The sequence below is a fragment of the Cupriavidus sp. 94F1 genome (assembly GCF_057798875.1).
On the sequence record NZ_JBYOJT010000004.1, the window covers coordinates 77,719 to 97,835 of the forward strand.

Here is a 20,117-nt window from a genome sequence, read left to right on the forward strand (position 1 = left end):
TCCGTCTGACACGCCTGTGGGACCTTGCCGCAACAGCGTTTCAGGCTGTAGCCACCCGGCGCGTGAACAGATAGCATGATAGACATCTTCCACCATTGCGACGCGCCTGCGCGCACCGGCCGCCCCAACGTTTTTCCGCGCCGGACCGCAGGCTCCCTCTACGCCCGTGTCAACCACCGCCACGCTTCCTTCCGGCCGTCCCGCCGCGCCGCCGCGCCCGGCGGGACGCCGCGCCGCACCCGCGCAGGTTTCGCTGCTGTGGGAAAGTACTTCGCCAGCCATGCAGCGGCTGATCGGCCAGCTGAACCGGGTGGCGGCCACCGACGTCACGATGCTTGCAGTAGGGGAAAGCGGCAGCGGCAAGGAGGTGGTGGCGCGCGCCGTGCATGAACGCAGCAGCCGCAGGTCGGGCCCGTTCGTGGCCGTCAATTGCGGCGCCATCGCGCCCACGCTGATCGAATCGGAGTTGTTCGGCCACGAGAAAGGCGGGTTCACCGGCGCGCTGGAACAGAAGGCGGGCTACTTCGAGCAGGCCCAGGGCGGCACGCTGTTCCTGGACGAAGTTACCGAAATGCCGCTGGAGATGCAGATCAAGCTGCTGCGCGTGCTGGAAAGCCGCTCGTTTCACCGCGTGGGCGGCGATGCGCCGATGATCAGCGACGTGCGCATCCTGGCCGCCACCAACCGCGACCCCATGGACGCGGTGCGCGGGGGCCAGCTGCGCGAGGATCTGCTGTACCGGCTGGCCGTGTTCCCGCTGCATATTCCGCCGTTGCGCGAGCGTCCCGAGGACATCATTCCGCTGGCGCGCCATTTCCTGGACGAGTTCAACGCGATGGAGCAGACGGAAAAGTCTTTCTCTCCCGGCTCGCTGGAACGGCTGGTGCGCTACGACTGGCCCGGCAATGTGCGTGAGCTGAAGAACTCCATCTACCGCGCCTACATCCTTGCCGACCGTCAGGTCGAGATCGGCAACCCGGGCCTGGCCAGCCAGCCGCCCCGCCCCACCACCGTGGACGGCGTGGTCAGCGTGCGCGTGGGAACCACGCTGGCGGATACCCAGCGCGAGATCATCCTGGCCACCCTGGCCAAGTACGACGGCGACAAGCGCCAGGCCGCCAAGGCACTGGGCATCAGCCTCAAGACGCTGTACAACCGTCTCGACGTGTATCGCGCGAGCTGATCGCCGGGCTTCCGCGTCCGACCTGTCCACCTTCTCCCCGACTGGCCGCCTGGCGTCCGGCAAATCCGCGCACACGCTTCAGCCCCCGTTCGGGTGTCCTGAATGCATGCATTCCTATCAGGGCATTCCTGCGTCCCCGCCATTTCGACCCTGTACTTCTTACATTGCCGACAGGGCAGCGGCGTTGGCGTCATCCGTTCCAACCCTTGCTGCGCCGCACTTCCCGCGCGATACCGGCGCCGGGCGTCTGGCTGGCACGTCCTCTGCATGTCCTTATGGAATTGACATGACGCGCGCCCGCTTGTCCTATGGGGCGCCCACGGCCAGAGGACGTGTGACGTGCGCATTTGCCAACTCAACCTGACGGAATCGCGAGCCCTGGACAACGACACCCTGGTGCGCACCGCCAGGCTCGGATTCGACCATATCCTGCTGGCCGGCTGGTCAGCTTCCCATTCCCGCCCCGACGTCTTGAAAGCGGCGTTCGACGCGTGCCGCCAGCACGGCCTGGCGCCACTGCTCGACCTTGCGCTGGACCGCCTTCCCAGCGACACGGCGGCCATGCATGACGGCTGGATCGATCATGCCCGCCCCGCCGGCAGCCCGGATGCCACCGACAACCACCTGCCTGGCGTTCGCGTGCGCTGGTTCGACGAAGCCACGGCGGGACAGTTGCTGGCCTGGTGGACCGCCCAGCTCGGCGATGCCCTGGCCGCAGGCGCCGCCGGCTTCTGCTGCAGGGCACCATCGCGTGTGTCGGGTCGGCACTGGGCCCAACTGATAGAGGCGCTGCAACGCGACACCCCAACCGGCAATGGCCTCAAGCCCCTTTTCCTGGCCTGGACCCCCGGCTGCACACCCCAGCAACTCGATGACCTGGCCGCCGCGCCGTTCGACGGCGCGTTTTCGTCACTGCCATGGTGGGACTATCGCAGCGCGTGGCTGACCGAGGAAATCGCGCGCCTGCGCCGCTTTGGACGTGTGCTGGCCGCGCCCGCGCTGGCCCCTGACGGCGTAGACGTCCTGGCTGCCCGGCGGGCGTTGTGGACGGCCGCCGCCATCGGCGACGGATGGTTGGTGCCAGCTGGTTACGAGACCGGCGCCGCTGCCGCGCATGGAGCGCCGGGCGCGGCGCTCGACGCGTCACCCGGCGCGCAGGCCGACGGCCATCCCGACGATATCGTCGACGCGCCTTACGACCTGACCCATGAACTGATGCAGGCCAACGCCTGGCTCGCCGCCCGCGATGACGAACCCGCCGTGGCGGTGCGACAGGTCAGCGGGCCCGATGCCCCGCTGACCGTGCTGGCCCGTGTGCCGCGCCACCTTGCCAACGGCGCAGCCGGCAAACCGGCGCTGACCGTGGTGCTGAACCCCTGCCCCGTGCAGCCGGCGTCGTTTGGCGTCGATCGGGTGCTGAGCGGCCTGCCGCAGCCGGCGGCTACCCTGACACCGGTGAACGGCGGCCCCGGGGGCACGCTGGAAGACGGTCTGGACAACCTCAGCCCGTGCAGCACGATCACGCTGCCGCCGGCCGATATCCGCCTGTTCGAGGCCGTGCCCGCGCCCGTGATCGTGACGAACGGGCGCAAGGATACGCGCAACGGCACGCGTAAATCAGCGGGCCGGTCGGCCGACCGCGCGCTGGCCGCCGCCATGGAAGCGCCACGCGTGGCCATCGAGAACCTGTCGCCGGCCACCGACAACGGCCGCTTTGCCGTGCGCCGCACCGTGGGCGAGCGCGTGGAAGTCAGCGCCGATATCTGGATGGACGGTCACGACAAGCTGGCCGCCGTGGTGCTGTGGCGCGGCCCCGGCGAACAGGCGTGGCACAGGGCGCCGATGGTCCACATCGTCAACGACCGCTGGCGCGGCAGTTTCCCGGTGGTGGCCATGGGTCGCCATGAATTCACGGTCGAAGCCTGGCGCGATACCTTCGCCAGCTGGCTCGACGAAGTCGGCAAGAAGCGCAAGGCCGGCGTCAATATCAAGCTGGAAATCGAGGAAGGCGCGCGCCTGGTGGCCGCCACGCTCGGCACGCCGGAAGCCGGCGCCATCGCCGATGCCGGCGCGATCCTGGCCGACCTGTCGGCGGCGGCCGACGACGCCCTGCGCCTGGAGATCCTGCTCTCGCCGCGGACCGAGGCCGCCATGCGCGCGGCGATGGAAACCCCGGCGGGCCGTCCGTTCGCCAGCCGCTATCCAACCACCATGCCGGTCGAGGCAGACCGCCTGGCCGGCCGCTTTGCCAGCTGGTACGAACTGTTCCCGCGCTCCGAGAGCGGCGACGTGAATCGGCACGGCACGTTCGACGACGTGATCCGCCGCCTGCCCGCCATTCGCGCGATGGGCTTCGACGTGCTGTACTTTCCGCCGATCCACCCCATCGGGCAGGCGCACCGCAAGGGTAAGAACAACAGCCTGAAGGCCGAGCCCGGCGACGTGGGCAGCCCGTACGCCATTGGCAGCGCCGAGGGCGGCCACGACGCCATCCATCCGCAGCTTGGCACGCTGGAGGACTTCCAGCGCCTGCGCCGGGCCGCCAGCGACATGGGCATCGAACTGGCGCTCGACTTCGCCATCCAGTGTTCGCCTGACCATCCCTGGCTGCGCGAGCACCCCGAGTGGTTTTCCCATCGGCCTGACGGCACGCTGCGCTATGCCGAGAATCCGCCCAAGAAGTACGAGGACATCGTCAACGTCGATTTCTATGCGGCGCCACCGGCCGGCGAGCAGCTCTGGCAGGCACTGCGCGACGTGGTGATGTTCTGGGCCGATCAGGGCGTGCGCATTTTCCGCGTGGACAATCCGCACACCAAGCCGCTGCCGTTCTGGGAATGGATGATCGCGGACGTGCGGGCAAAGCACCCCGACACGCTGTTCCTGGCCGAGGCCTTCACGCGGCCGAAGATGATGGCGCGGCTGGCCAAGCTGGGCTTTTCACAGTCGTACACGTACTTCACCTGGCGCAACACCAAGGCCGAGCTGATCGAGTACATGACCGAGCTGACGCAAAGCCCGCTGCGCGAGTTCTACCGCCCGCACTTCTTTGTCAACACGCCCGATATCAACCCGTTCTTCCTGCATGGCGGCGAGCGCCCGGCGTTCCTGATCCGCGCCGCGCTGGCCACGCTGCTGTCGGGCCTCTGGGGCATGTACAACGGCTTCGAGGTCTGCGAGAGCGCGCCGCTGATCCTGAACGGCGTGGAGCGCGAGGAATACCTCGACTCCGAGAAGTACGAACTGCGCGTGCGCGACTGGCGGGCGCCGGGCAACATCGTGGCCGAAATCTCGCGGCTGAACCAGATCCGCGCGAGCCACCCGGCACTGCAGAACCACCTGGGCCTGCGCTTCTATCACGCCAGCGATGACGCCGTGCTGTACTTTGCACGCTTCGTGCCCACCGGGGCGGAACATGCCGGCGCCTTCGGCGACGACGTGCTGCTGGCCGCCATCAGCCTGGACCCGCACGCCGCGCGCGAGACCGACATCGAACTGCCGCTATGGGAATGGGGCCTGCCGGACAACGCCGCGCTCGACGCCGAGGACCAGATGTTCGGCACGCGCTTCACGTGGCACGGCAAGCGCCAGCACATCCGCCTGAATCCGCACGAACTGCCGTTCGCGCTCTGGCACGTCAGGCCTCAACAACAACCGGGAGACACGGCATGAAGCGACTCTCCGAGGGCGCCAACGCCGCAATGCTCAATGCCGACCCGCTCTGGTACAAGGACGCGGTGATCTATCAGTTGCACATCAAGTCGTTCTACGACGCCAATGGCGACGGCGTGGGCGACTTTGCCGGGCTGCATGCCAAGCTGGACTACCTGGTCAGCCTGGGCGTCGACACGATCTGGCTGCTACCGTTCTACCCGTCGCCACGCCGCGACGACGGCTACGACATTGCCGACTACCGCAACGTCCACCCCGACTACGGCACGCTGGCCGAGGCCAGGCGGTTCGTGTCCGCGGCGCATGCACGCGGCCTGCGCGTGGTCACGGAACTGGTCATCAACCACACGTCCGACCAGCACCCGTGGTTCCAGCGCGCGCGCCGGGCCAAGCCCGGGTCCGCCGCCCGCAACTATTACGTGTGGTCCGACAACGACCAGAAATACGCCGGCACTCGCATCATCTTCTGCGATACCGAGAAGTCCAACTGGAGCTGGGACGCCGAGGCCGGCGCGTATTTCTGGCACCGCTTCTACTCGCATCAGCCGGACCTGAACTTCGACAATCCGCAGGTGCTCAACGAAGTGCTGTCGGTCATGCGGTTCTGGCTCGACATCGGCATCGACGGCCTGCGCCTTGACGCGGTGCCTTACCTGGTGGAACGCGAGGGCACCAGCAACGAGAACCTGCCCGAGACGCACGCGGTGATCCGCAAGATCCGCCGCCATCTCGATGAGCGGTATCCGGGCCGCATGCTGCTGGCCGAGGCCAACATGTGGCCCGAGGACGCCCAGCAGTATTTTGGCGGGGCGAGCGGCGGCGGCACCGCCGACACCACCGGCGCCGCCAGTCCGGACGGCGGCATCCAGGGGGACGAATGCCACATGTCGTTCCACTTCCCGCTGATGCCGCGCATGTACATGGCCATTGCGCGCGAGGACCGCTTCCCGATCACCGACATCATGCGGCAGACCCCCGAGGTGCCGCCGAACTGCCAGTGGGCGATCTTCCTGCGCAACCACGACGAACTGACGCTGGAAATGGTAACCAGCAGCGAGCGCGACTACCTGTGGGAGGTCTACGCTTCGGATCGCCGCGCCCGCATCAACCTTGGCATCCGCCGGCGGCTGGCGCCGCTGATGGAACGCGACCGCCGCCGCATCGAACTGATGAACAGCCTGCTGTTCTCGATGCCGGGCACGCCCGTGATCTACTACGGCGACGAAATCGGCATGGGGGACAACATCCACCTGGGCGACCGCGACGGCGTACGCACGCCGATGCAGTGGTCGCCGGACCGCAACGGCGGCTTCTCGCACGCCGACCCCGAGCGCCTGGTGTTGCCGCCGTTGCAGGGCCCGCTGTACGGCTACGAGGCCGTCAATGTCGAAGCGCAAACGCGCGACCCGCATTCGCTGCTGAACTGGATGCGCCGCATGCTGGCGCTGCGCCGTCAGCACCGCGCCTTCGGCCGGGGCACGTTGCGCTTTCTGTTTCCGGGCAATCGCAAGATCCTGGCGTACCTGCGCGAATACGATGGCGAGCACATCCTGTGCGTGGCCAACCTGTCGCGCGCGCCGCAGGCCGTGGAACTCGACCTGTCGCAGTTCAATGGCCGCGTGCCCGTCGAAATGCTCGGCGCCACGCCCTTCCCCGCCATCGGCCAGCTGACTTACCTGCTGACGCTGCCGCCGTATGGCTTCTACTGGTTCGTGCTGAGCGAGGACGCGCAGCCGCCGGCGTGGCACGTCAACGCACCGGAGCAGATGATGGATCAGGTCACGCTGGTGCTGCAAAATCTTGGCGGACGTTCCGAACTGACCGACGCGGCGCGCCGCGTGCTGACCACCGAGGTCCTGCCGAACTACCTGGCGCGGCGCCGCTGGTTCGCATCCAAGGGCGAACGCATCGAGCGCGTGAACGTGGCCTATGCGTGGCCCGTGGCCCGCGTGGGCAACAGCGAGGAGGTCTGGCACTGCGAGGTCGAGGTATCGCTGCCGGGCCGCACCGAGTGCTATCAGTTGCCGGTGGCCCTGCTGTGGGACCGCGAAAATACCGATGGCATGTCGCAACTGATGACGGGCCTGTCGATGGCCCGCATCCGGCGCGGCGCCCGCGTGGGCGTGGCCACCGACGGCTTCGTGGTGGAATCCTACGCCCGCGCCGTGGTGCAGTCGCTGCGGGACAACGTCAGCGCCGAAACCCCGCACGGCACCATCCGCTATCTGGCCGAACCGGGTCTGTCCGAGGCCCCGCTCGAAGACGAGCCAGTGCAGTGGATGTCGGCCGAACAATCGAACAGTTCACTGGCGTTCGGCAACACGGGCGTACTGAAGCTGGTGCGGCGCGTGGCCGGGGGCATCCACCCCGAAGCCGAGATGACGCGCTACCTGACCAGCCACGGCTACACCCATTCGGCACCGCTGCTGGGCGAAGTCGTGCGCACCGGCGCCGATGGCACGCCGCACACGCTGATGCTGCTGCAGGGCTACATCCTCAACCAGGGCGATGGTTGGGACTGGACGCTGGACTATCTGGGCCGGTCGATCGACGATGCCCTGCCGGCGGCCGAAACCGGCAACGAGGACGAGTTCGGCGAAGCCATGGCCGGCTACGCCACCATGGTCGGCACGCTGGGCAGGCGCCTGGCCGAACTGCATGCGGTACTGGCGCAGCCGACCGATGAAGACGCATTCGCGCCGGTACCCGCCACCGAGGCGCAGGCTACCGAATGGGCAGAGGAAGCGCTGCGCTCGCTGGAAGAGGCACTAAGCCTGTTGGAAGCGCGCCGCGCCAATGCCACAGGCGCGTTCGCCGGGGACATCGACACCCTGCTGTCCGCGCGCGGCAAGCTGCCGCATCTGGTGTCGCGCCTGGCCGCCGCCGCGCCCGACAGCCTGCAGACCCGCATTCACGGCGACTTCCACCTGGGCCAGGTGCTGATCGCCCAGAACGACACCTACCTGGTGGACTTCGAAGGCGAGCCGCGCCAGCCGCTGGCGTTCCGCCGGCGCAAGACATCGCCGCTGCGCGACGTGGCCGGGCTGCTGCGGTCCATCGACTACGCCGCCGCCACGGTCGGCACCGACCGCCAGGAGCGCACGCACGCCGCGCTGCCGCCGGCACAGGCCGATCGCCGTGCCGCGCTGCTGGACCGCTTCCGCCACACCGCCGGCGACGCGTTCCTGAACTGCTACCAGCAGGCCATGTCTGCAGCGCCCCAGCCCTGGGCCGCCGCCGGCCAGCTGCAACCGCTGCTGCACCTGTTCCTGCTGGAGCGCGCTGCCTATGAAGTGGGTTACGAGGCGGCCAACCGCGTGGCCTGGATCGACCTGCCGACCAGTGGCCTGGCACGCCTGGTCCGCAAGCTGCTGGGAGACGACCATGACCAGGAATGATGCCGCCGCGCTGGAATTGCCGGCGCCGACGCTGCCCGGGCCGGTCATCGATGCGTTGCGCGAGGCGCGCCTGGCCGATCCGTTCGGCGTACTGGGCCCCCACCGCGACGAACACGGCGTGGTGGTGCGCACCATCGTGCCCGGCGCGGCAGCCGTCCAGCTGACCCGCGCCGATGGCGAATTCCTGGCCGACATGGTCCGGCTGCACGCCGACGGCGTGTTTGCCGGTCGCCTGCCCGGCTTCGAAGGTCGGCAACCGGCCGCCCCCGACTACCGGTTGCGCATCCGCTGGCCGGACGGCAGCGAGCAGTTCGGCGCGGACCCGTATGCCTTCGGGCTGCTGCTGGGTGAACTCGACCTGCACCTGTTCAACGAGGGCCGTCACCTGGAACTTGGCAAGTGCCTGGGCGCGCAATGCCTGACGATCGACGGTGAGCCGGGGGTGCGGTTTGCCGTGTGGGCGCCGAATGCGCGGCGCGTGTCCGTGATTGGCGACTTCAATGGCTGGAACGCGGCGCGGCATCCCATGCGCCTGCGCCACGGCGCGGGCATCTGGGAACTGTTCGTCCCGCAGGGCATGGGCGTCGGGCCGGGCAGCCGGTACAAGTACGACATGACCGGCCCGCATGGCGAAGTGCTGCCCGACAAGGCCGATCCGGTGGCGCAAGCCACCGAACTGCCGCCGGCCACCGCGTCGGTGGTGGCGTGCGCCGGGCATGCCGCGCCGCCGTTCCGCTGGAACGATGCGGCGTGGATGGAGCAGCGCGCCCGCACCGACCCCCACGCCGCGCCGATGTCGGTCTACGAACTGCACGTGATGTCCTGGCAGCGCGCCGCCAACGACAGCGGCCGGGGCTGGGAAATCCTGGCCGAGCGGCTGGTCCCGTATGTGCGCGACCTCGGCTTCACGCATATCGAGCTGCTACCCATCACGGAGCACCCGTTCGGGGGCTCGTGGGGCTACCAGCCGCTGTCGCTGTTCGCGCCCACGGCGCGGCTGGGATCGCCCGAACAGTTCGCGTCGTTCATCGACCGCTGCCACCAGGCCGGCATCGGCGTGATCCTGGACTGGGTGCCGGCGCACTTTCCGACCGACCCGCACGGGCTGGCGATGTTCGACGGCACGGCACTGTATGAACACCAGGACCCCCGCGAAGGCTATCACCAGGACTGGAACACGCTGATCTACAACCTGGGCCGCAACGAAGTGCGCGGCTTCCTGCTGGCCAATGCCGTCCACTGGCTCGAACATTTCCATGCCGACGCGCTGCGCGTGGACGCGGTGGCGTCGATGCTCTATCGCGACTACAGCCGCAAGTCGGGCCAGTGGGTACCAAACCGTTTTGGCGGCCGCGAGAACCTGGAATCGGTGGCCTTCCTGCGCGAGATGAACACCGTGGTGCACGAACGCTGCCCCGGCGCGCTGACCATCGCCGAGGAATCCACCGCCTGGCCCGGTGTCACGGCCAGTGTGGAATCGGGCGGACTGGGCTTCAATTTCAAGTGGAACATGGGCTGGATGCACGACACGCTGCGCTACCTTGGCCACGAGCCCATCCATCGCCCCTGGCACCACGGCGACATGACGTTCGGCATGGTCTACGCGTGGTCGGAGGCGTTCGTGCTGCCGCTGTCCCACGACGAGGTGGTGCATGGCAAGGGATCGATGATCGGCAAGGCGCCCGGGGACGACTGGCAGCGCTTTGCCAACCTGCGCGCGTACTACGGCTTCATGTGGACGCACCCCGGCAAGAAGCTGCTGTTCATGGGCGGCGAGTTCGCGCAGTGGCGCGAATGGAACCATGACGAAGAGCTGGACTGGGCGCTGCTCGACCAGCCCGCGCATCGCGGCGTGCATTCGCTGGTGCGCGACCTGAACCGCCTGTACCGCGACCTGCCGGCGCTGCACGCGATGGACCATCGGCCTGAAGGCTTCCAGTGGATCGTGGGCGACGACCACCAGAACAGCGTGTTCGCGTATCTGCGGCGCGCCGCGCCCGACAGCCAGGACGTGGTGCTGGCCGTCGTCAACATGACGCCGGTGCCCCGCCACGGCTACCGCCTGGGTGTGCCGTTCGCCGGGACATGGGAGGAATGCCTGAACACCGACGCCGAAATCTACGGCGGCAGCAACCTGGGCAATGGCGGGCGCGTGCAGGCCGACGCAACACCATCGCACGGCCAGCCCGCGTCGTTCTCGCTGACCCTGCCGCCACTGGCCACGCTGATCCTGCGGTATGCGCCGGAGCATGCCGGGTGACACCGGAGCGCACGCTGCCCGCGCGGCGGGCCATGACGACAACCGACAACCAAAACCAGAACCAGAACAACGAGGAGCTTTACGCATGGCGAGCCTTACCGTTGATCGCCTGCTGCCCGGCAAGCCGTATCCGCTTGGCGCCCACTGGGACGGACTCGGCGTCAATTTCGCGGTGTTCTCCGCGAACGCCAGCCGCATCGACCTGTGCCTGTTCTCGGCAAACGGGCGCAAGGAAGTGCAGCGCCTGGCGCTGCCCGAATGTACCGACGAAATCTGGCATGGCTACCTGCCGCACGCGCAGCCGGGCCTGCAATACGGCTTCCGCGCCTTCGGGCCCTACGAACCCACGCGCGGCCACCGCTTCAACCCGCACAAGCTGCTGCTTGACCCCTACGCCCGTGCGCTGAGCGGGCCGGTGCGATGGTCCGATGCGCTGTTTGGCTACCGCCTCAACAGCCCGCGCGCCGACCTCACGCCCGACCGCCGCGACAGCGCGCCGACGATGCCCAAGGCCGTCGTCATCGACGAGAGCTTCAACTGGGGCGATGACCGGCCGCCCCAACAGCCGTGGGCCACGACCTCGATCTACGAGGTGCATGTGCGCGGCGTGTCGATGCTGCGCGAGGACGTGCTGCCGCAATACCGCGGCACCTTTGCCGCGCTGGCCGATCCGCGCTTCATCGAGCACCTGCTCAAGCTGGGCGTCACGGCGATCGAACTGCTGCCCGTCCACGCGTTCCTGCAGGATCGCTTCCTGATCGAGCGCGGCCTGCGCAACTACTGGGGCTACAACACGCTGGCATTCTTTGCTCCCGAGCCGCTCTACCTGTCCGGGCGCCAGCACCATGAAGTGAAGATCGCGATCCGGCGCCTGCACGCGGCCGGCATCGAAGTGATTCTGGACGTGGTCTACAACCACACATGCGAGGGCAACGAACTGGGGCCCACGATGTCGTGGCGCGGGCTGGACAATGCCAGCTACTACCGGCTGATTCCCGGCGACGAGCGCCATTACATCAACGACACCGGCTGCGGCAACACGCTGAACCTGTCGCATCCGCGCGTGCTGCAGATGGTCATGGACTCGCTGCGCTACTGGACGGAAGTGTTCCACGTGGACGGCTTCCGCTTCGACCTGGGCAGCACGCTGGGCCGCGAAAGCAACGGCTTCGACCCGGGGTCGGGCTTCTTCGATGCCATCCTGCAAGACCCGGTGCTGTCGCGCGTGAAGCTGATCTCCGAACCCTGGGACCTGGGCCCCGGCGGCTACCAGGTGGGCAACCACCCACCCGGCTTTGCCGAATGGAACGACAAGTTCCGCGACAACGTGCGCCGCTTCTGGCGCGGCGACGCGGGCCAGCGCGGCGAACTGGCGGCGCGGCTGACCGGCTCGGCCGACCTGTTCGACCGCCGCCACCGCAAGCCGTGGGCCAGCGTCAACTTCATCACCGCGCACGACGGCTTCACGCTGGCCGACGTGGTCAGCTATGCGCACAAGCACAACGAGGCCAACCACGAGGACAACCGCGACGGCAACGACGACAACGCCAGCGCCAACTGGAGCCCGGACGGCAGCATCGAAGGCCCCACCGACGACGAGGCCGTGCTGGAAACGCGCGCCCGGGTGGCACGCGCCATCATGGCCACGCTGCTCCTGTCGCAAGGCACGCCGATGATCACGGCCGGCGACGAATGGGGACGCAGCCAGCAGGGCAACAACAACGCCTACTGCCAGGACAACGAGCTGTCGTGGCTGAACTGGGACGATGCCGCCCATCCTTCGAATGCGCCGATGCGCCAGCTGGTCAGCCGCCTGCTGGCGCTGCGCCGCCGGTTGCCGGTACTGACCGAGAACCGCTTCGTCCATGGCCGCTCGCAGCCAGCGCCGGGCCTGGCCGATATTGCCTGGTTCGGACCGGACGGCAACGAACTGACCAGCGAGCAATGGGCCAATCCCGAAGACCGTACGCTGGCGCTGCGCCGCGCCACGCACTGCCCAGAGGAAGAGGTGGAGGTCATCGTGCTGTGCCTGAATGCCAGCCACGAGGACGTGGTCTTTCGCATGCCGGCGCCGGGCGAGGACTGGCATCTGCTGTTCGACAGCACAGCGCCGGACCTGGAAGACGAACCCGTGGCGCTCGACGACGAAGGCCGTCCCGCGTACAAGGTGCCGGCGCGCGGCCTGGCGCTGCTGTCCGCCGCGGTGCCCAAGGACGAGGATCCCTCGCGATGAGTCACGACGACGCGCTGCAACGGCTGGCTGAACGCGCGGGGCTGCAGGTGCGTTGGCGCGACGCGTGGAACCAGCCGCAGACGCTGTCGCCGGAAGCCCTGCGCACGGTGCTGACCGCGCTGGACCTGCCCTGCGGCACGGCCGGCGAGTGCGAGGCATCGCGCGCCCGGCTGGCTGCCGACGACGCGGCGCACGCGCTGCCGCCGCTGATCACCGCGGACCAGGGCAGGCCCGTGGTCGTGCCATGGGCACACCCGTCGCCGGAGCGGCCTTATCGCCTGGAATGCGAGGACGGCACGACGATCGAGGGCATCGCCCGGCGCACCGGCGACGGCACGCTGCAAATCGCGCCGGTCTCGCAATGGGGCTACCACCACCTACTGCTGGGCGATGTGTCGACCACGCTGGCGGTGGCGCCGCCGCGCTGCTTCAGCGTGGCCGATGCGCTCGCGGCGTCGCCGCGCCCGGTGCTGGCAAGCAAACCCTGGGGGCTGTCGGTCCAGCTGTACGGGCTACGGCGTGGCGCCGATGGCGGCATTGGCGACCTGACCACGCTGTCGCTGACTGCGGAAGCGGCGGCAGGCGCCGGTGCCGACGCCATCGCCATCAATCCGTTGCATGCGGGATTTCCGGCACTGCCCGAGCGTTTCAGCCCGTACTCGCCGTCCAGCCGCATCTTTTTCAATCCGCTCTACGCCGACCCCGCGCGCATCTTTGGCCAGGCCGCCGTGGACCACGCGGTGGCAACCCTCGGCATCGGCGCGGCACTGGCCGAAGCCGAGCGGCGCACCGAGATCGACTGGCCGGCCGTTGCCCAGGTGCGGCTGCGCTTGCTGCACTGGCTCTGGCAGCATCACGACACCTTGCTTTCCGCTGTGCAGAAGCAGGCATTAGCCGCTTTTCGCGCGCGCGGCGGCAAGGCATTGCTGGCGCACGCGACGTTCGAAACCATCCAGGCCGAGCGGCTGGCCGCCGCAGCCGACGGTGACGCCGCCCGCGACGCCGCCGACTGGCGACGCTGGCCGGCGTCGCTACGCCACCCCGATGGCGCGGCAGCCGCTGCCATCGCGACAAGCGCCGCCGACGCCATCGGCTATCACGCCTTCCTGCAATGGCTGGCCGCCGATGGCCTGAACGACGCGCAGCAGCGTGCGCGCGCGGCCGGCATGGCGATTGGCGTGATTGCAGACCTTGCCGTCGGCACCGACCCCGGCGGCAGCCACGCGTGGACGCGGCAGGCCGAGATCCTCAACGGCTTCCACGCCGGCGCCCCGCCGGACCTGTACAACCCGCTGGGGCAGGACTGGGGCGTGGCCGTATTCTCGCCGCGCGGCCTGCGCCGCAACGGCTATGCCGCCTTCATCGAGATGCTGCGGGCCAATCTGGCCCACGCGGGCGGCCTGCGCATCGACCATGTGCTGGGTCTGGCGCGCATGTGGCTGGTGCCCGAAGGGGCGCCCGCCAGCGCTGGCGCGTATCTGACCTATCCGCTCGACGACCTGCTGCGCCTGGTGGCCATCGAGTCCTGGCGGCACCGCGCGATCATCATCGGCGAGAACCTTGGCACGGTGCCGGAGACGCTTGATACCGCACTGGCCGCGCGTGGCGTGCTGGGCATCGACGTGCTGTGGTTCGTCCGAGAGGCGGACGAGGCGGACGAGGCCGATGCGGCAGACGACGAGGGCGCCGCTGATGCCCGGCCTGAAACGCCCCACTCGCCACCCGGCGAACCCCCTGCCGCAGCCTGGCCGGCCTGCCCCGCATTCCTGCCGCCCGATCGCTGGCCCGTGCTGGCAGTCGCCACCACAACCACGCACGACCTGCCGACCATCGCGGGCTGGTGGGCGGGCCGCGACATTGCCTGGCGCGCCCGGCTGGACCAGCTGGCCGCCGACGAGACCGAAGCCGGCCTGATGGCGCTGCGCGCTGCCGAGCGCAGCGCCCTGTGGCAAGCCATGCGCGACGCAGGCGTGGCACACGGGGCCGAGCCGCCCGCCGACACCGCGCCCGTGGAAACCGTGCTGCGCTGGCTGCATCGCACTGCTACCCCGCTGCGGCTGGTGCCGGTGGAAGACCTGCTGGCGCTGCGTGAACAGCCGAACCTGCCGGGGACGGTCTCCGGCCATCCAAACTGGCAACGGCGACTGGACGCCGATCCGCGCGACCTATTCACGCGCCCCGCGGTGGAGCGGCGGGTGGCGGCACTGCGCGACGGCGACGCGCCAGCAGGCAGCGGGGGCGAAGACAGCGGAGACAGCGATGCGTGACGCGTCAGGGCGCGTGCGGGTCCGTCAGCGCCCGACAGAGCGCCTCCACGGTCAGCGGCTTGACCAGGTGCGCGTCGAAGCCGGCCGCTTCGGTGCGGCGCCGGTCGTCGGGCGAACTGCGCCCGGTCAAGGCAAACACGCGCGGCCCCAAACCGCTCTGGCGCAGCGCATCCAGCACCTCGTAGCCGCTCATGTCGGGCATCTCCAGATCCAGCAGCACCACGTCGGGCGCGAAGCTGCGCGCCGCTTCCACCGCGCGCATGCCCGTGTAGACCGGCTGGGCGTGATGGCCGAGCACGGTCAGCAGTTCGGCCATGCTGTCGGCGGAATCGGCGCTGTCATCGACGATCAGGATGCGCTGGCCCGCACACTGAGCCGTTCCCGGACGCGGCACGCTGGCACCGTCCATCTGCACCTCGGGCAGCATGACGGTGAACGTGCTGCCATGGCCCTCGCCCGCGCTGCTGGCCTGGATGGCGCCGCCATGCGCCTCGATCACGGCCCGTGCCAGGGCCAGGCCGATACCCAGCCCGGAGCGCGCGGTCTCGTCGCCTTCCTGGGCGAACAGGTTGAAGATGCGGTCCAGCGCCTCCGGCGCGATGCCGCGCCCGGTATCGCTGATCGTGGTCACCACGTTGCCGCCGTCCGCGCGCACCCGCACCGTCACCGTGCCGCCGCGCGCCGTGTACTTGGTGGCGTTGCTGAGCAGGTTCGACAGCACCTGCTCCAGCCGCGCCGCATCGCCGTTCACGAAGACCGGATCGGCGGGCAGCAACACGTCGAACTTCTGGCTGGCACCCTCCAGCGCGGGGCGCATCGCCTCGATGGCGGTGGAAACCACCTCGTTGTACAGCAGGGGCACTGGCTGCACCTTGAGCTTGCCCGACGTCACGCGTCCCACATCCATCAGGTCGCTGACCAGCCGCGTCAGCAACTGCAGTTGCCGGCCGATGATTTCCGCGCAATGGCGGATGCGGGAGTCGGCCACCGGCGTCAGCCGGATCACATCGACCGCGTTGCGGATCGGGGCCAGTGGGTTGCGCAGTTCGTGGGCCAGGATGGCAAGGAACGCCTGTACACGGCGTCCCGCGTTATCGAGATCGGCCAGGCGGGCCGCGTCGGTCACATCGCGCGCGATCCACAGTACGCCCGACACGCCCTGCGCGGCATCGCGCAGCAATACCTGGCGGACATGGCACTGCACCAGCGTGCCGTCATGCCGCTGCAGGCGCTGATCGCCAGACCATGCGCCGCTGCCCCGCACGACATCGAGCAAGCCCGGGGTGCTGGCGGCCGGCCGGGGGCCGGATGGCACATCGGAAACCGTGTCCGGCGCCATGTCGGCCCGGGGGTGCACCAGCGACAGCGGCTGCCCCACGGCCTCCTGCGCGGTGTACCCGAACAGCGCCTGGGCGCCGGCGTTCCAGCTTCGGATCTGCCCTTCGGGGTCAAGCTCGCAGATGGCACAGTCGTCCATCGTATCGAGCAGTTGGTGCCAGCGCGCCTCGACCGCACGCGCGTGCTCCTCGGCCGCGTACTGGACCGTGATGTCGCGGTAGACCACGCCAAAGGCCTCGGGTCCGCCATTGCGTCCTCCGTCGGGCCCCGGCAGGGCCACGATCACCGTGCTGGCATAGAACACGCTGCCGTCGCGGCGCAGGCGCCAGCCCTTGGATTCGGCGCGTCCGGTCGTCCGGGCTGTCGCCAGCAGCTGGTCGGCGCTGGCCCCGTCGTCCGGATCGTCCTGCGTGGCGGGATGAAAACGCGACAGCGGCGCACCGGCTGCCTCGTCGGCGGTGTACAGCAGCACGCGCCGCGCGGCCTCGGTCCACGCACTGACACGACCGTCCGCCGCCAGCGCGAAGATCGCGGTGTCGTCGACCGCATCGAGCGCATTGAGCAATGCGCAACCCGGCAGGGTCATGGGTACGCTCCCTCTTCTCTTGTTGCCGCTGCCCTTCTTGGAGGCAGTCACCGCATCCAGCGCGCCGGCCCGGCGGGCCGGCATGTCTGCGTTGCTTGTAAAAACTACAAGCGGATGCCAAAAACGCTAGCCGTGTTCGCGCGCCGACCTGCTCACCGACGGCGGCGGCGGATGCTTGTCCGGCAGGTTGCGCGCGGGCTGATCCCCTTTTTCCTTGTTGTGATCGGGGCTCTGGTCGGGCCGGCGGTCCGGCCGACGCACGGGGTCATGCGGGATGTGGGTAGCCATGGCGCGTCTCGCAGTGGTTCGCAGGATGGGAAGGCTCATTGCGCTGCAGTTTCCATACCAGCACCGGCACTAATGATTCCCCGGTGCCCCCTCATTTCTTTTGTAGCCTGAAACCAGCACCAAGTCTCGATCCACGTTGATCTGTTCAGGAGTCAAGTGATGACCGATGCATCCCGGCTGCGGCCGGCCCCCGCCGATGCAACCCGCGGCACCCAGAGCACGACTGCGCAAGAGAACCCGGACGACACGCGCACCGCGATGTCCAGCGCCACCATCCGGCGCGCCTTTCTGGACCATGTGTTCTATACCCAGGGCAAGCTGCCCGGCCATGCCAGCGGCAACGATCTCTACCAGGCGCTGGCGCACACCGTGCGCGACCGGCTCGTGCAACGCTGGATCAGCACCGCCGAGACTTACCAGACGCAGCCGTCGCGCACGGTGGCCTACCTGTCGGCCGAATTCCTGATGGGCCCGCATCTGGGCAACAACCTCGTCAACCTGGGCATCGTCGACGAGGTGCGCGCGGCCATGACCACGCTGGACCTCGATCTGGACGACATCCTGTCGCACGAGGAAGAACCGGGGCTGGGCAACGGCGGCCTCGGCCGGCTGGCCGCCTGCTTCATGGATTCGTTGGCCACGCTGGAAATTCCCGCGCTTGGCTACGGCATCCGCTACGAATACGGCATCTTCCACCAGAACATCATCGACGGACAACAGGTGGAAACCACCGACACCTGGCTACGCCACGGCAATCCGTGGGAGATCCAGCGATCCGAATGGGCGGTGCAGGTGCGGCTGGGCGGTCACACCGAGCACTACACCGACGACCGGGGCCGCTACCGCGTGCGCTGGGTGCCCGAAAAGACCGTGGTGGGCGTGCCATTCGATTCGCCCATCCTGGGCTACCGGGTCAACACCGTGAACACCCTGCGCCTGTGGCGCGCCGAAGCCACCGAGTCGTTCGACTTCCATACTTTCAATCGGGGCGACTACCTGGGCGCCGTCAGCAAGAAGGTGACGTCGGAAAACCTGACCAAGGTGCTGTACCCGAACGACGAAACCCAGCAGGGCAAGGAACTGCGGCTGGAGCAGCAGTACTTCTTCGTGGCGTGCTCGCTGCAGGACATGCTGCGCCTGCTGGCCTCGCACGGCATTCCGGTGTCCCGCTTCCACGAGAAGTTCGCCGTGCAGCTCAACGACACCCACCCCGCCGTGGGCATCGCCGAGCTGATGCGCCTGCTGGTGGACGATCACGGCCTGACCTGGGACGATGCCTGGTACATCACCCGCAACGCATTTGCCTACACCAACCACACGTTGCTGCCCGAGGCACTGGAACAGTGGCCGCTGGAACTGTTCCGGCGCGTGCTGCCGCGCCACCTGGAAATCATCTACGAGATCAACGCGCGCTTCCTGGACGAAGTGCGCATCCGCTTCTATGGCGACGAATCGCGGCTTGCGCGGCTGTCTCTGGTGAACGAGCAGGGCGGCCGCTACGTGCGCATGGCCGGGCTGGCCTGCGTGGGCAGCCACGCCATCAACGGCGTGGCCGACCTGCACTCGCGCCTGATGCGCGAGGACGTGCTGCAGGACTTTTACGCGATGTGGCCGGAGAAATTCACGAGCATCACCAACGGCGTCACACCCCGGCGCTGGTTGGCGCTGTCCAACCCGCGGCTGACCCGGCTGGTCAGCGATGCCATCGGCGACGGCTGGATCAAGGATCTGGACCAGTTGCAGGCGCTGGAGCCGTACGCCGGCGACGCCGGCTTCCGGGCCCAGTGGCAGGCCGTGCGCCGCGACAACAAGCGCGACCTGGCGCAGCTGATCCGCGACACCACGGGCGTGACGGTAGACCCGGCGTCGATGTTCGATGTGATGGTCAAGCGCATCCACGAATACAAGCGCCAGCACCTGGCCGTGCTGCACATCATCGCGCTGTATCACCAGATCAAGTCCGATCCCCATGCCGAGATCCCGCCGCGCACCTTCCTGTTTGCGGGCAAGGCCGCGCCGGGCTATCACTATGCCAAGCTGATGATCCGCTTTGTCACGTCGGTGGCGGAGGTGGTCAACCGCGACCCGCAGGTGCGCGACCGGCTCAAGGTGGTTTTCCTGCCAAACTTCAACGTGACCTACGGCCAGAAGATCTACCCCGCGGCGGACCTGTCCGAACAGATCTCGCTGGCCGGCAAGGAGGCGTCGGGCACCGGCAACATGAAGTTCGCCATGAACGGGGCCATCACCATCGGCACCATGGACGGGGCCAATATCGAACTGCGCGACGCCATTGGCGCGGACAACTTCTTCCCGTTCGGGCTCAACGCGTCCGAAGTCTATGCGCTGCGGGCGGCCGGCTACCATCCGTCCACGTATTACGAATCGAGCCCCGAACTGCGTGCCGTGGTGGACCTGATTCAGCACGGGTTCTTTTCCAAGGGCGACGCGGCCGTGTTCCGCCCGCTGTTCGACGGGCTGCTGCAGCACGACCCGTACATGCTGATGGCCGACTTCGCGTCGTACCTGCAGTGCCAGCGCGATGTTTCCGCCGCCTATGCGGACCCGGCGCGCTGGCAGCGCATGTCGGTACTGTCCACGGCGCGCTCCGGCCGGTTCTCGTCGGACAGGGCCATCCGCGAGTATTGCGAGCGGGTCTGGCATGTCGATCCGGTGCCCGTGTGCCTGCTGCGGCGGTCAAGCGGCCAGGTGCAGGGGCAGCGCCGCGCCGGCGATGCCATCGCCGGCTTCAGCGAACGCTGCCAATAGTCGCGCGGCGTCACAGGGGGCAGCCTACGCGGTAGCGCTGCCGCCCCATTCCACTCGGGCCGATCCACCGATTGCAGATTGGTGGACGTCTGGCCCGCTTGCTGCACTTTCTACAAAAGTGGC

Annotated in this window: 9 protein-coding genes; 7 read left to right on the forward strand and 2 right to left on the reverse strand. The window is 68.4% G+C overall.

The annotated features are described in order from the left end of the window. Positions 1-166 precede the first annotated feature (166 nt). From AC3FJ6_RS11290 to malQ, 6 genes are all read left to right on the forward strand, one after another. The gene (locus AC3FJ6_RS11290) at positions 167-1,183 is read left to right on the forward strand and encodes a sigma-54 interaction domain-containing protein (RefSeq protein ID WP_249641026.1); all 1,017 of its coding nucleotides are present in this window, start codon (positions 167-169) and stop codon (positions 1,181-1,183) included. A gap of 339 nt (positions 1,184-1,522) precedes the next feature. Next, entirely contained in the window at positions 1,523-4,855 is a 3,333-nt protein-coding gene (locus AC3FJ6_RS11295; RefSeq protein ID WP_488771940.1) for an alpha-1,4-glucan--maltose-1-phosphate maltosyltransferase, read from the forward strand. Further along, entirely contained in the window at positions 4,852-8,253 is a 3,402-nt protein-coding gene (treS, locus tag AC3FJ6_RS11300; protein WP_488771941.1) for a maltose alpha-D-glucosyltransferase, read from the forward strand. Before AC3FJ6_RS11295 ends, treS begins: the two co-directional genes overlap by 4 nt. Further along, the gene (glgB, locus tag AC3FJ6_RS11305; protein ID WP_488771942.1) at positions 8,240-10,513 is read left to right on the forward strand and encodes a 1,4-alpha-glucan branching protein GlgB; all 2,274 of its coding nucleotides are present in this window, start codon (positions 8,240-8,242) and stop codon (positions 10,511-10,513) included. The genes treS and glgB overlap by 14 nt, the downstream gene beginning before the upstream one ends. Before the next feature lie 85 nt (positions 10,514-10,598). Next, positions 10,599-12,746 (forward strand): glycogen debranching protein GlgX, encoded by a 2,148-nt coding sequence (gene glgX, locus AC3FJ6_RS11310; RefSeq protein WP_488771943.1) that lies wholly within the window; start codon positions 10,599-10,601, stop codon positions 12,744-12,746. Beyond that, entirely contained in the window at positions 12,743-15,013 is a 2,271-nt protein-coding gene (gene malQ / locus AC3FJ6_RS11315) for a 4-alpha-glucanotransferase (RefSeq protein WP_488771944.1), read from the forward strand. Before glgX ends, malQ begins: the two co-directional genes overlap by 4 nt. Positions 15,014-15,017: 4 nt before the next feature. Here malQ and AC3FJ6_RS11320 read toward each other — a convergent pair whose 3' ends face one another. Beyond that, positions 15,018-16,937, reverse strand: coding sequence for a hybrid sensor histidine kinase/response regulator (locus AC3FJ6_RS11320; RefSeq protein ID WP_488771945.1), 1,920 nt, complete (start codon positions 16,935-16,937; stop codon positions 15,018-15,020). Between the two features lie 126 nt (positions 16,938-17,063). Next, entirely contained in the window at positions 17,064-17,225 is a 162-nt protein-coding gene (locus AC3FJ6_RS11325; RefSeq protein WP_153945994.1) for a hypothetical protein, read from the reverse strand. A gap of 258 nt (positions 17,226-17,483) precedes the next feature. On the opposite strand from AC3FJ6_RS11325, the gene AC3FJ6_RS11330 reads away from it, so the two are divergent. After that, positions 17,484-19,994, forward strand: coding sequence for a glycogen/starch/alpha-glucan phosphorylase (locus tag AC3FJ6_RS11330; RefSeq protein WP_488772360.1), 2,511 nt, complete (start codon positions 17,484-17,486; stop codon positions 19,992-19,994). The last annotated feature ends 123 nt before the right edge of the window (positions 19,995-20,117 follow it).